The sequence below is a fragment of the Peteryoungia rhizophila genome (assembly GCF_004912145.1).
Classification (GTDB): Bacteria; Pseudomonadota; Alphaproteobacteria; order Rhizobiales; family Rhizobiaceae; genus Allorhizobium; species Allorhizobium rhizophilum.
This window is the reverse complement of the sequence record NZ_STGT01000006.1, coordinates 163333-175628: the sequence shown is the minus strand read 5'-3', so window position 1 is coordinate 175628 and position 12296 is coordinate 163333. Positions and strand designations below refer to the sequence as shown.

General features: G+C 61.0%; 13 protein-coding genes. 2 read left to right on the top strand and 11 right to left on the bottom strand.

Annotation, left to right across the window (positions count from 1 at the left end; all coding sequences use genetic code 11):
- Positions 1-3 precede the first annotated feature (3 nt).
- The 3 genes from E9677_RS22050 to ccoN are packed head-to-tail and all read right to left on the bottom strand — an operon-like array spanning position 4 to position 2556.
- Positions 4-156: a cbb3-type cytochrome c oxidase subunit 3 gene (locus E9677_RS22050; protein WP_136560212.1), complete on the bottom strand. Its 153-nt coding sequence runs from the start codon at positions 154-156 to the stop codon at positions 4-6.
- 10 nt (positions 157-166) lie between these two features.
- Positions 167-898 (bottom strand): cytochrome-c oxidase, cbb3-type subunit II, encoded by a 732-nt coding sequence (gene ccoO, locus E9677_RS22045; RefSeq protein ID WP_136560211.1) that lies wholly within the window; start codon positions 896-898, stop codon positions 167-169.
- 14 nt (positions 899-912) lie between these two features.
- On the bottom strand, positions 913-2556 hold the full coding sequence (gene ccoN, locus E9677_RS22040; RefSeq protein ID WP_136560210.1) for a cytochrome-c oxidase, cbb3-type subunit I: 1644 nt from the start codon (positions 2554-2556) through the stop codon (positions 913-915).
- A 278-nt stretch (positions 2557-2834) separates the two neighbouring features.
- Between ccoN and E9677_RS22035 the strand changes: the two genes are divergently transcribed.
- Positions 2835-3335: a hemerythrin domain-containing protein gene (locus tag E9677_RS22035; protein ID WP_136560209.1), complete on the top strand. Its 501-nt coding sequence runs from the start codon at positions 2835-2837 to the stop codon at positions 3333-3335.
- Positions 3336-3408: 73 nt separating this feature from the next.
- Here the strand turns inward: E9677_RS22035 and E9677_RS22030 are convergent, their stop codons facing one another.
- The 8 genes from E9677_RS22030 to hemN all read right to left on the bottom strand — a co-directional run bounded on the left by E9677_RS22030 (position 3409) and on the right by hemN (position 11338).
- Positions 3409-4140 carry a PAS domain-containing protein gene (locus E9677_RS22030; RefSeq protein ID WP_136560208.1) on the bottom strand — a complete coding sequence of 244 codons (732 nt, stop codon included), beginning with the start codon at positions 4138-4140 and terminating at the stop codon, positions 3409-3411.
- A 229-nt stretch (positions 4141-4369) separates the two neighbouring features.
- Positions 4370-5293 (bottom strand): lipid A biosynthesis lauroyl acyltransferase, encoded by a 924-nt coding sequence (locus tag E9677_RS22025; protein ID WP_408014771.1) that lies wholly within the window; start codon positions 5291-5293, stop codon positions 4370-4372.
- Positions 5294-5303: 10 nt separating this feature from the next.
- Positions 5304-6332 carry a zinc-binding dehydrogenase gene (locus E9677_RS22020; protein ID WP_136560206.1) on the bottom strand — a complete coding sequence of 343 codons (1029 nt, stop codon included), beginning with the start codon at positions 6330-6332 and terminating at the stop codon, positions 5304-5306.
- A 163-nt stretch (positions 6333-6495) separates the two neighbouring features.
- Positions 6496-7785 carry a beta-ketoacyl-ACP synthase gene (locus E9677_RS22015; RefSeq protein WP_136560205.1) on the bottom strand — a complete coding sequence of 430 codons (1290 nt, stop codon included), beginning with the start codon at positions 7783-7785 and terminating at the stop codon, positions 6496-6498.
- A 13-nt stretch (positions 7786-7798) separates the two neighbouring features.
- Positions 7799-9001: a beta-ketoacyl-ACP synthase gene (locus E9677_RS22010; RefSeq protein WP_136560204.1), complete on the bottom strand. Its 1203-nt coding sequence runs from the start codon at positions 8999-9001 to the stop codon at positions 7799-7801.
- 102 nt (positions 9002-9103) lie between these two features.
- Complete coding sequence (locus E9677_RS22005) at positions 9104-9577, bottom strand: 3-hydroxyacyl-ACP dehydratase FabZ family protein (protein WP_136560203.1); 474 nt, start codon at positions 9575-9577, stop codon at positions 9104-9106.
- A 27-nt stretch (positions 9578-9604) separates the two neighbouring features.
- A complete protein-coding gene (locus E9677_RS22000) occupies positions 9605-9883 on the bottom strand; it encodes an acyl carrier protein (RefSeq protein ID WP_003502893.1) in 279 nt (92 codons plus the stop codon).
- 105 nt (positions 9884-9988) lie between these two features.
- Entirely contained in the window at positions 9989-11338 is a 1350-nt protein-coding gene (gene hemN, locus E9677_RS21995; protein WP_136560202.1) for an oxygen-independent coproporphyrinogen III oxidase, read from the bottom strand.
- Between the two features lie 192 nt (positions 11339-11530).
- On the opposite strand from hemN, the gene E9677_RS21990 reads away from it, so the two are divergent.
- Positions 11531-12256, top strand: coding sequence for a Crp/Fnr family transcriptional regulator (locus tag E9677_RS21990; protein ID WP_136560201.1), 726 nt, complete (start codon positions 11531-11533; stop codon positions 12254-12256).
- Positions 12257-12296: the final 40 nt, after the last annotated feature.

Here is a 12296-nt window from a genome sequence, read left to right as displayed (position 1 = left end):
TGTTCAATCCTCCTTGAGAGGGATGCTGGCCGCGTCTTCGGCGGATTTCTTGCCGCCCGGGCGGAATGTGAAGAGGACGACTCCGACGAAAAACAGGGTCATGGCGAGCAGAGCCCAGCTGTCGGCGAATTGGCGCATGGTGGTATAGGTTTCCATGATGTCCCCCTCAGCGGTAGCCGCTTGCGTCGTCATAGGTGGAGAAGTCGACCAGCGTGCCGAGCATCTGCAGATAGGCGACGAGCGCGTCCATCTCTGTCAGCTTGGCAGGATCGCCGTCGAAATCACCGACCTTGGCCTTCGGATAGCGTTCCATGAGGCCTGTCGTATCGGCGTTCGGATCGGCCTGTGCGTTGAGATCAGCTTCGGCCTCGGCAATCATCTCGTCCGTATAGGGGACGGTGACGGTGCGGTTGGCCTGGAGCATCATGCCGATACTCGTGATCTTGAGCGGCGTTTGCTTCAGGAAGGCATAGCCAGGCATGATCGATTCCGGCACGACGTCGCGTGGATTGACGAGATGCTGGACGTGCCACTCGTTGGAATAGCGGTCGCCGACGCGCGCCAAGTCAGGCCCGGTGCGCTTCGATCCCCATTGGAACGGATGGTCGTACATCGATTCCGCCGCGAGGCTGTAGTGGCCGTAGCGCTCGACCTCGTCCTTGAACGGCCGGATCATCTGGCTGTGACAGACATAGCAGCCTTCACGGACGTAGATGTTGCGTCCGACGAGTTCGAGCGGCGAGTAGGGCCGCATGCCCTCCACCTTTTCGATCGTGTTCTCGAGATAGAAGAGCGGAGCGATTTCGACGATACCGCCGATGGTCACGACCACCAGCGAACCGAGGAAGAGAAGGCTCGCGTTCTTCTCGAGGATTGCGTGTTTATCAAGAATGGACATGTGAGCCTTCCTTCTTATTCAGCAGGCTGAGCGGCAGCCGGCACGATCGCTCCGGCGATCGGTGCTTCCTGGCGCTCGTAGCCGAGAATGGTCATGGCGACGTTGTAGGCCATGATGATGCCGCCCAGGAGATACATGGCACCGCCGATCGTCCGCAGCACGTAGTAGGGATGCATCGCAGCGACCGATTCGGCGAACGAGTAGACCAGGAAGCCCTGGGCATCGTATTCGCGCCACATCAGGCCCTGTTGGATACCGGCGACCCAGAGCACGGCGGCGTAGACCACGATGCCGAGCGTTGCGAGCCAGAAGTGCCAGTTGACCATGCGCATCGAGTAGAGGCGGTCGCGATTCCACAGCTTGGGCGTCAGGTAATAAATGGCGCCAAAGGTGATCATGCCGACCCAGCCGAGAGCGCCCGAATGGACGTGGCCGATGGTCCACTCTGTGTAGTGGCTGAGCGAATTGACCGCCTTGATCGACATCATCGGACCTTCGAAAGTCGACATGCCGTAGAAGGCGATGGCGATGACCATCATGCGGATGATCGGATCGGTGCGGATCTTGTCCCAGGCGCCAGACAGCGTCATCAGACCATTGATCATGCCACCCCAGGACGGCATCCAGAGCATGATCGAGAACACCATGCCGAGCGTCTGCGCCCAGTCCGGCAGAGCCGTGTAATGCAGGTGGTGGGGACCGGCCCAGATATACATGAAGATCAGGGCCCAGAAGTGGATGATCGACAGGCGGTAGGAATAGACCGGCCGGCCGGCCTGCTTGGGCACGAAGTAGTACATCATGCCGAGGAAACCGGCAGTGAGGAAGAAGCCAACGGCGTTATGGCCGTACCACCATTGGGTCAGCGCATCCTGCACCCCCGAGAAGGCGGAGTAGCTCTTCACGCCGAGGAAGGACACCGGCATCGCCAGGTTGTTGACGATATGCAGCATCGCAATGGTGACGATGAAGGACAGATAGAACCAGTTCGCCACATAGATATGCGGCTCCTTGCGTTTCAGGATCGTGCCCAAGAAGGTGATCAGATAGGCGACCCAGACCACGGTCAGCCAGATATCCACATACCATTCCGGTTCAGCATATTCGCGGCCCTGGGTGATGCCCAGCAGATAACCGGTCGCCGCCATGACGATGAAGAACTGGTATCCCCAGAAGACGAACCAGCCGAGATTGCCGCCAAACAGGCGCGCCCGCGAGGTCCGCTGGACGACGTAGAACGACGTGGCGATCAGCGCATTGCCACCAAAGGCGAAGACGACGGCAGAGGTGTGCAGGGGACGAAGCCGGCCAAAGGTGAACCAGGGCTCGATATAGAGCTGCGGATAGGCCATCTGCAGCGCGACGACCACGCCGACAAGGAAGCCGACCACGCCCCAGAACACGGTGGCGATGACGCCGTAACGCACCACCTCGTCGAAATACTCCGACTGGCTTGCCTTGGACTGGCCGGAAGAGGAGGAGGATGCCGTGGTCGATGCGAACTGCATCCGGCGCAGCATGATGATCGTGCCCCCCGCGAGCACGAAAAAGGCGACCCACATATGGGCCGCGAAAAGGCTGTCATGGGCAAAAGCCACCCCGAGCAGCGCGGCAAAGGCTAAGACCGCCATCACCAGTGTCTCGAACGTATAATTCATTGTTGGTATCCCCCAACGCTTGCTGATCTCATCGCGAGGGGGAGCCCGGCCCTGGGGAAGAGTCCTCCCGCGTCGAATGCACCAATCGCATTGGGGCACCCAAACCACCTTGATCCAAGTCAATGCGGCGCCCTCTAAAATTCGCGAGGTTCGGGGCAGCAATCGGGTTCGCGAAACGTCGGGCACCAAGACTCGGAACCGCATGGCGCAAAGCCGGCTGCGCGTGTCTAGGAGTGCCGGGGTGCCATACGGCAGAGACCCCGTTGGAGAAAACGGACATGCTAACGAATATTCAGAACGGCTCTGCCGACAGCGGCGCCACCCAGACGGGCAACCTCCTGCTCGACTCGGGAAAGCGCGACCTGTCCTGGCTCAACCGCGCGCATGGTGAGCAACTCGCCCTCTGCAGGGAACTGGAAGGGATCGCAGACTCACTGCCGGCGAACATCAACCGCCAGAAATGCATCTATGCAGCCAAGGCGCTCGGCCCCCTCATCAAGGGCATCCATCACTACGAGGAAACCGTCCTCTTCCCCATGCTTCAGGCCAATCCGGGCGCAACCGTACGCCTTGGGTCGACGATCGAACGCCTGAAATTCGAGCATTGCGAGGACGAGTGTTTCGCCGAGGAGCTCACCGATGCTCTTCTGAAGCTCGGCTCCGGCGAACGCGTCAACATGGAGGCCGTCGGATACATGTTGCGCGGCTTCTTCGAAGGCATGCGGCGCCACATCGCATTTGAAAGGGAGCATCTGCTCCAGGGCTTCACGGACCACTGACAGTCAAGCGGCAGGGCTTGGTTGCCCTCAAGGCAGACTTGAGCCCGCCATGACCACAGGTTCTTCAGCCGCTTCAGGCGGCGACGCCTCCGAACACGGTTTCCGGTTCACCAAGCGTGAGAATGGCACCGCTGATGCTGCCGTCTGCGGCACGCAAGGGGCTGAAACGGCCCGGCACGCTGCACACCTCCATCGAAACCGACATTCTCGTGACAAACGAACCAGACCGTCCTGCGAACGCCGCATCCAGCGCATGGCGCAGGCCCTCTTCGTTGCCAGACGCAAGCCCGAGGTCGAAGACGCTCCGGCCGATCAACTCGATTTGCCGCTTTCCGAGCATGCCGGCCATGGCAGTATTGGCGAAGAGGTAGCGATAGTCGCAGGTCACGACCGCGACGCGTTCCGGCAGATTGTTGAGGATCGCCTCGTTCAGCTGCTCGTCGTCACCGCCATATCGCTGATGATGCTCACTGATCTGCGGCATCGGCGTCTCGTGCATCCGCTTCGGCCCGAAATAGCGCTCCACCAGCAAGGACAGCATCGACGCATGACGCAGCACGCAGGAGCGGTCGTCGGCGTCTTCGCGCAGGAACTTGGTGAGGAGCCGCATCTGCAGATAGATGTCGTCGAGATCGACAGCCCGATAGCTGATCAATGCGGAGATCAGTGGATCGATTTCGCGGTCGAGCACCCGGACAAGCTGGTCATTGCCGCTGCGGATCGCCTGTTGCAACTGAAGATTTTTTACCGAAACCGCTTCGAACATCGCGCGCAGATTCGAATCACGGAATTCGCCAAAAGACATCAGCAACCTCATCCCTGGGGTGTGACAAAAGAGACGAGCGCGTCACACTCATGGTGGCGTCCCTAACATGAGGTCGCGTCACCTTCAATTGCTGCGGGTGTCCGGCTGCGGCTCAGCCCAAAAAATACCACCGTGACCGGATGAAATGAGAGATGAAAAATCGGGGCACGCGCAGGCATACCTCGTCGGCTGCCTCAGCAGATGAAATTGGCGCGCGGAACGACGCGAATCAGATCGTACGCTTGATGTCCCAGCGGTCGTGATACCAGAGCCACTGCTCCGGATACTCGCGCACCCAGGCTTCGACCTTGTCGTTCAGCATCTGTGCCGTCGCGTTGACGTCAATCTGGCCCTTGTCGTTACGCGGCAGGGTGACCTTCTGCTCGATCTCCAGCCGGAACCGGTTACCGGGCAAGCGGATGCAGCGGGCGGGATAGACCTCGCAGTCGAACTGCCGGGCGAGCTTGGCGAGCAGCGGATTGGTGCGGACGGGATTGCCGAAGAATTGTGTTTCCACGCCCTTCCAGAACTTCTGGTCGACCAGCACGCCGACGCCACCGCCCTGCTCCAGCTGGCGGGCGAGCGCGAAGGACGAACCGGCATGCGACGGCACGAGATTGCCCATGCGCTTGCGGCGGAATTCGAAGACTTTTTCAGCGATATAGGGATTGTTCGGCGGACGGAACAGCACCGTGACGAAAAGGCCGAAGGCAGCACCCGCAACCGGCAGCAGCTCGAAATTCGCGGTATGGCCGGTGAAGACGATGAACGGACGCGGATTGTCGCGAAGGTCGAGGAACTGTTCGACGCCCGAGACCTCCACCCTGCCCTCGCCCGGCTTTTCCGGATCGAAGTCGAAGAGTTGGTCGAGGAAGACATATTCGGCGGCAAGCCGACCCATATGGCCCCAGCTGGCCAGCGCAATTTCCTCGCGCTCGGCCTCGGATTTCTCCGGAAAAGCGTTGCGCAGGTTGACCTGCATCAGCCTGTGGCGCTTGGTCTTCGGGCCCAACCAGCGCATCAGCCTATCGGCAAAGTTGATCGCGGCATGGGCCGGAAAGATCTTGAGCGCGGTCAGAAAACCGAAGGCGATCTGCGCCACGGACCAGTGATAGAACTTGCGCAGCGCGAGCACGATGCGGGTGACGAGCATCCGCACAGGATCAATCCATCTTCAGGATGATCTTGCCGAAGACCTGGCGGCCTTCCATGCGGGCAAGTGCCTTGTCGATATCGTCGAAGGAGACCTGCGTGTCGATGACGGGATGCACGAGACCCCGCGCCATCTTCTGCATGGCGTCCGCCATGTTCTCCATCCGGCAGCCGAAAGAGCCGATGAGCTTGAGCTGCTGCTGGAAGAGCATCATCAGGTTCACTTCGGTCGAGACGCCCGAGGTCGAACCGCAGGTAACGAGCCGGCCGCCACGCTTCAGGCAGAACATCGATGCCGCAAACGTATCCTTGCCGACATGTTCGAAGACGACATCAACGCCCTTCTTCTTGGTCAGTTTGCGCACCACGCCTTCGAAGCGGTCGGTGCGGTAGTTGATGACGTGATCAGCGCCTAGCGCCTTGGCCGGCTCGATCTTGTCGTCGGAGCCGACGGTGGTGATGACCGTGCAGCCGATCTTCTTGGCAAGCTGGATGGCCGCCGTGCCGATGCCGGAGCCGCCGGCATGGATGAGGATGGTTTCGCCCGGCTGGAGCTTGGCATTGTCGAACAGCATGTGCTCGACGGTGCCGAAGGTAACCGGCGCAAGGGCCGCACCGATGGCGTCCACGCCCGGAGGGGCCGGAACGAGCAGGCGGGCCGGCAGGTTGATCTTTTCCTGGGCGAAGCCGTCGAGATGGAAGCCATGGACGCCGGAAACGTTCTCGCAAAGATTGTTGCGGCCTTCACGGCAGGGCTTGCAGAGACCGCAGGTGCGCGCGCCGTAAACGGCTGCCAGCTGGCCCGGCAGGATATTGCCGACGCCCGGACCGATCGCCTCGACGACGCCGGAAGCTTCCGCGCCGATGACGAGCGGCATCTTGCGCTTGGCGAATGCCATGCCGCGCCAGCCCCAGACGTCGATGTGGTTGAGCGCAACGGCCTTGACGCGCAGGGTCACCTCGCCCGGAGCCGGAGCATCCGGCTCCGGCAGGTCGACGATTTCAAGCTTGCGGTCTTCGACGAGTTGCAATGCGCGCATGACATGTTTCCTTCAGGGCCTATGGGGCTGATGAGGCGTCGTCACGCTCCCATCATCATGCTCGGGCATGTCCCGTGCATCTGCCGACCTTCGTTGTTCTTGCGAGGTTCGTGGATCCTCGGTTGAAAGCCGAGGATGACGTCCCGAATTGATGGCGCAGGCCTTAGACCGGTTCCCGCGTCATGACAAGGCTGGCGTTCTGGCCGCCGAAGCCGAAGGAGTTGGAGAGAACCGCTGAAACCGAGGACTCCCGCTTCACGTTCGGCACCACATCGAGCACGATCGAAGGATCGGGGTTCGTGTAGTTGATGGTTGGCGGCACTGTGCCTGTCAGCATGGTCTGGATCGAGAACACCGCCTCGACCGCACCGGCGGCAGTAAGCGTGTGGCCGATCATCGACTTGTTTGACGAGGCCGGAATGGCGTCCTTCAGCCGGTCACCGAAGACCGACAGCATGGCGCCATATTCCATCTTGTCGTTCTCGGGCGTCGAAGTGCCATGGGCATTGATATAGCCGATCGCATCTTCCGACAGGCCGGCATCCGACAGGGCCGCCTTGATCGTTGCGATCGCGGGGCCGCCATCCGGCGAGGAGCGCGTGCGGTGGAAATGGTCGGCCTTTTCGCCGCAGCCCTTGATGATGCCGAGCACCTTTGCGCCGCGGGCAACAGCCGATTCCAGCGATTCCAAGACGAGCGTGGCCGCACCTTCGGCAATCACGAACCCATCGCGCTCCTTGCTGAACGGCTTGGATGCCTTTTCCGGCGGATCGTTCTGTGTGGACAGTGCCGAGAGCAGCGAAAAGCGGATCACGGCTTCCGGGCTGATCGAGCCGTCGGTCGCAACCGTCAACGCCCGCTCGGTGCGGCCCTGGCGGATCGCCTCTACGCCGAGCTGGATCGCGGTTGCACCCGAGGCACAGGCTGTCGACAGCGTCACAGGTAGACCGCGCGTGCCGAATTTGTCCGATAGACGCTCCGAGATCGAGCCGAACTGGACAGCTTCGAGGAAGACCGGGTCTGGCTGTTCGCGCATGGCGGCAAGGAAACGGTCATAGGCATCGCCCGGCTGGGTCGAGGCCGGCGCCCGCTCGGCCAGCGCGAAGCGGTCATGCCATTCAGGCTCGACCGGTGGGGCGGCCAGGAAGAGCGGGCCGTTGAAGTCGCCGTTGATTCCGGCCTGGGCGAGCGCCTCGATGGTTGTCTCGCGGGCGAGCGCATAGGAGCGCTCGACGGCATTGTTGGCGGGAACGGCAATGAAATCGACGGTTCCGCCAATGCGGGTCGACATGCCCTCGGTGTCGAAACGCTTGATGTAGTGGATCCCGGACTGGCCAGACGTCAGCTTCGACCAGTTGTCGGAAAGCCCCTGGCCGAGCGAGGTGATGACGCCCATGCCGGTTACGGCGATGATCGGGCGGCCGAGATGATCCTTGAAGCGGCTATCGGTCATGGATCTATCCTTCTCACGCATTCGCCGAGAGCACGGCAAGGCCTTCGCCCCGCACGTAGCCGACGGTGGAGATGATGGCATGTTTGGCCGGACCGGTCTGGGCAGCTTCGCTCGCCGGATCGAAGGCGGGCACCATGGCGCCAGCGTCAATGGCAAGTGCTGCAAGCGCCAGACCCGCCGGGAACTGCGCTTCGACCGAATGGCCGATCGAACCGGCATAGCCACGCACCGGCATGCAGGCGAAACGTTCCGTAAGGTGAGCCTTCTCACGTTGCGTAAGCTCAGCAAGACCCGACGCGCCCGAGAAGACGATGGTATCGGCTGATGAAAGCGATGCCGCTTCAGGGACCATTCGTCCCAGACGCGTTTCGAGCTTGCCCTCGTCGCGATTGCCACGATCACCTTCGACGGCGTCCAGCACTGCATAAATATGTGCGCCGCGGGCTTCGGCATGTTCGCGCGATTCCAGCACGAGGAAGGCGCCGACCGTGCCGAGGATCATGCCACCGCCCGACGAACCGTCACGCGACCAGAGCGGCTGCCATGGGCCGGTCTGATGGGCGCGGATGCCCTCGACGAGCAGCAGGATGTCCGGACGCTCCGCAATGAAGGCGCCGCCAACGAGCGTATGGGTCGACTGGCCGGCCTTGATGCGGGCGAATGCGGTTGCGATCGCCGAGATACCGGCCGCCTCTTCGCCCATGAAGGTGCGCGAGGAACCGGTGACCTTGTGAACGATCGAGATATTGCCGGCGAGCAGGTTCGAAAGCTGCGCCAGAAAGAGCGTCGGGCGAAGCTCGGTCTTGAGCTTCTCGATCAGGAATTTCTCGCGGTCGTTGCGCTTCAGCGCCTCGTCGACGATCAGGCTGTCGACGGCGATGTCACGCTCGCCACCACCGGCTGCCACGATCAGGTCCATCGAGCCACAGGCGTCGACATCGTCCTTCATGCCGGCATCGTCGAGCGCGAGGCCCGCTGCGAACACGCCGAGTCGCTGCCAGTTTTCCATTTGGCGCTGGTCCTTGCGCCCGATCTGCTCCGACCAGTCGATCTCGGGCAGCTTGTGCACGGCATAAGGCTTGAACTTTTCGGTCTCCAGGACCGGTTCCGGAGCGGTCTTGGAAGAGAGCAGCGCGAGATGCGCTTCCTTGCCGGTGCCGTGGCAGGTGACGATCCCGACGCCGGTGATCACCACATCATTCGGTTGTTTGACCATATGCAATCCTCTCGCCGGCGGGCTGGCCGACGTAAAATGCGGGTTTTCCCGAATAAGGCCCCAAGGTCAATAGCAGATTGCCCGCTTGCGGCCGAATGCGCCTTAAGCCTGAGCCGCCACGGCCGCGATCAGGCCGACTTCCTCGGCGCGTTTGCGCACGATAGGAGCAAGTGGCACCTCGGAGAAAGGCACGGTGCGCAGCTTCAGCTGTGCATCGCAGACCTTCTTGCCGGCGCTGGTGATCTTCGTCTTGGTGACGGCAAAGCCGGAGCCGTCATGTTCGAGCACGGCTTCGATGTCTAGGACTGCGCCCGGTTCGACGAAGGTGCGCATCTTTGCGCCATCGACCGACATCAGGAAGGGCATGGCTTCGAAGTCCTTGACCGCGAGCAGCAACATGCCGGAGGCCTGCGCCATGGTCTCGATCAAGAGAACGCCGGGCACCAGCGGCATGCCGGGGAAATGCCCTTCGAAGACGGGGCTTTCCATCGGCACGACAGAGGTGGCCTTCAAAAGACCAAGGCCGAGATCCACGCTCTCGACCTTGTCAATCATCTGGAAATATTCAAGCAGCATGACGATGTCCGCTCCTTTGGAGACGGCTCAGCCCTTGGCGGCGCGAAGTTCGTCGATCTTGGCGCAGAGGTTCTTCAGGACGAAGTATTCCTCGGTCGAAACCTTGCCTTCGTTGACTTCCTGCGTCCACTGCTCGAGCGGGATCTTGATGCCGAATTCCTTGTCGATCGCAAAGACGATGTCGAGGAAGTCGAGGCTGTCGATGCCGAGGTCATCGATCGTATGGCTTTCCGGCGTGATCGTCTCGCGATCGATTTCGCTGGTCTCTGCGATGATGTCGGCAACTTTGTCGAATGTAGCGGTCACGCCAGTACCTCATATGTCTCAAATTCTGGGTTCCACATAAGGAAAACGGCGGGAAATGCCAATGGTGCATTTGTGCAGCAGCGAAATTTGCGGGCGTAGTGTTGCCTAAACAGCAATCGAGTGGCGCCCCTTGCCGGTCGACAGGTAGCTGTCGAAGACCGCAGCGATGGTGCGTGCGAAGGGTCGACCGGCTTCCGTGATGAGAAAGCGGTCGGCTTCGATCAGACAGATGCCGTCCTGGTTCGACTGCGCGAAGGCCTTCGCTTCCATGATGATCGCATCCACAGCATGACCGAACTCGGCCTTCAGGTCCGCGAATGAAAAAGAGAAGCGGCACATGATCTCCTCGATCACCCGGCGGCGCAGCCTGTCGTCATCGCTCACCTCGATCCCGCGAACGACGGGGAGACTGCCGGCATCGGCCATGCGCTGGTATTCGCCCGTGGCGGGCATGTTTTGCACATAACCCTGTGGCAACTGGCCGATCGAGGATGCACCGAGGCCGATCAGGGCTTCCGCCGCATCATCGGTGTACCCTTGGAAGTTCCGACGCAAGTGCCCTTCGCGGGCAGCGATCCCCATGCTGTCGGTCGGGAGTGCGAAGTGATCGATGCCGACAGGTTCGTAACCGGCCTCGACCAGCATGGAAGCGGCAAGGTTCATCTGGGCGAAGCGTTCCTCGAGCCCGGGCAAGACCTCTTCCTTGATCATCGTCTGGTGTTTCTTCATCCACGGCACATGGGCATAGCCGAAAAGCGCGATGCGATCCGGCGCAAGTGACAAGATGTCTTTGACCGTCTCCGCCACGGTCGTCTCCGTCTGGTACGGCAGACCATAGAGAATGTCGCAATTGACCGAATGCACGCCGCGGGTCCGGACTGCCTCCACGACCGACTTCGTCTGTTCAAACGTCTGGATACGGTTGATCGCCTTCTGCACCTCAGGGTGGAAGTCCTGAACGCCGAGGCTGGCGCGCGTCATGCCGATGGCGGCAAGCGCATCGTAGCGCGGCTCGTCGAGATCATTGGGATCCATCTCCACGCTGATCTCGACATCGTCGGCGAACCGGAAGGCCGCACGCAGCGACGCCATCAAATTGATCATGTCGTCGGGACGCAGCATGGTGGGAGAACCACCACCGAAATGCACGGCCGTCACGGCAGCATCGCGGCTGACCAGCGCGCCGACGGTCGTGATCTCCTTCTTCAATGATTCCAGATAGATCGAGATGGGTTCGTATTTCAGCGTGTGTTTGGTGTGACAGGCACAGAACCAGCAGAGCCGGTCGCAATAGGGGATGTGGAGATAGAGCGAGACGCGCTCTTTGGCCGTAATTGCTTGCAGCCACTGTGCATATTTGCCGCAGTCGATCGCCTCGTGGAAATGGGGCGCCGTGGGATAGCTCGTATAGCGTGGGACAGCACCGGAATACTTGGTCAGGAGGGAGTTCTGCATGATCTTGCACTGCCTTGATATGTGTCGAGCTACGACCAAAGATAGCGGCACCGCACGACGCGCCCTTTGACTTCGATCAATTTGCTGATACAATTCTCACGTAGAGTTTATCGAAACTCAGAGGCCCGAAACGGGCCGCCGACCGGACGCTGCGGGCTGCAGCCGAAACCGCGTCAACGGGATGGCAAGACCATGGACACCTACAGAAAATACGTCCCGGAATGCGACGCTCCGGTGGTCTGCCGCTCCTGCGAAGCGCGCCATGGTGGCCTGTGTTCGGTGCTCACGGCGGCCCAGTTGGTCGAACTGAACCGTCACTCGATCCGCCGTCGCATCGACGCGGGCAACGAGGTTATTGGCCAGGGCGAAGAGGTTGGCAGCTACAGCAATATATTGAAGGGCGTCATCAAGCTGTCGAAGATGATGGCGGATGGCCGCCAGCAGATCGTGGGTCTGCAATTCGCCCCTGACTTCCTTGGCCGTCCCTTCCTCGGTGAGAGCACCATTACGGCCGAAGCGGCGACCGATACAGACATCTGCACATTTCCTCGCAATGTCGTCGACCGCATGGTGGGCGAAGTTCCAGACATGGAGCGCAAGCTGCATTCCCAGTCGCTGAAGGAACTGGACGAAGCCCGCGACTGGATGCTGACGCTGGGCCGCAAGACCGCGCAGGAGAAGGTTGCAAGTTTCCTCTACCTGATCGCCACCCATATCGATCCGGAAAGCTTTGGCATCCAGACCTTCGACCTGCCGCTATCCCGCGCCGACATCGCCGATTTCCTCGGTCTCACCATCGAGACAGTCAGTCGTCAGATGACCAAGCTGCGCAAGGACGGGATCATCGTCATCGAGAACAATCGCCACGTCATCGTGCCGAAGCTCGACCGCCTGCGGGACGCAGCCGGCATCGACTGATTCTCCGCGCCGACATCGAAGAGAACGCGCATTTCCCAGT

Coding starts and splice junctions, on each gene's coding strand:
- E9677_RS22010 (WP_136560204.1), bottom strand. CDS start 9,001: ATGGTCAAACAACCGAATGATGTGGTGATCACCGGCGTCGGGATCGTC.
- ccoO (WP_136560211.1), bottom strand. CDS start 898: ATGTCCATTCTTGATAAACACGCAATCCTCGAGAAGAACGCGAGCCTT.
- hemN (WP_136560202.1), bottom strand. CDS start 11,338: ATGCAGAACTCCCTCCTGACCAAGTATTCCGGTGCTGTCCCACGCTAT.
- E9677_RS22035 (WP_136560209.1), top strand. CDS start 2,835: ATGCTAACGAATATTCAGAACGGCTCTGCCGACAGCGGCGCCACCCAG.
- E9677_RS22005 (WP_136560203.1), bottom strand. CDS start 9,577: ATGCTGCTTGAATATTTCCAGATGATTGACAAGGTCGAGAGCGTGGAT.
- E9677_RS22025 (WP_408014771.1), bottom strand. CDS start 5,293: ATGCTCGTCACCCGCATCGTGCTCGCGCTGCGCAAGTTCTATCACTGG.
- E9677_RS22020 (WP_136560206.1), bottom strand. CDS start 6,332: ATGCGCGCATTGCAACTCGTCGAAGACCGCAAGCTTGAAATCGTCGAC.
- E9677_RS21990 (WP_136560201.1), top strand. CDS start 11,531: ATGGACACCTACAGAAAATACGTCCCGGAATGCGACGCTCCGGTGGTC.
- E9677_RS22030 (WP_136560208.1), bottom strand. CDS start 4,140: ATGTCTTTTGGCGAATTCCGTGATTCGAATCTGCGCGCGATGTTCGAA.
- E9677_RS22015 (WP_136560205.1), bottom strand. CDS start 7,785: ATGACCGATAGCCGCTTCAAGGATCATCTCGGCCGCCCGATCATCGCC.
- E9677_RS22050 (WP_136560212.1), bottom strand. CDS start 156: ATGGAAACCTATACCACCATGCGCCAATTCGCCGACAGCTGGGCTCTG.
- ccoN (WP_136560210.1), bottom strand. CDS start 2,556: ATGAATTATACGTTCGAGACACTGGTGATGGCGGTCTTAGCCTTTGCC.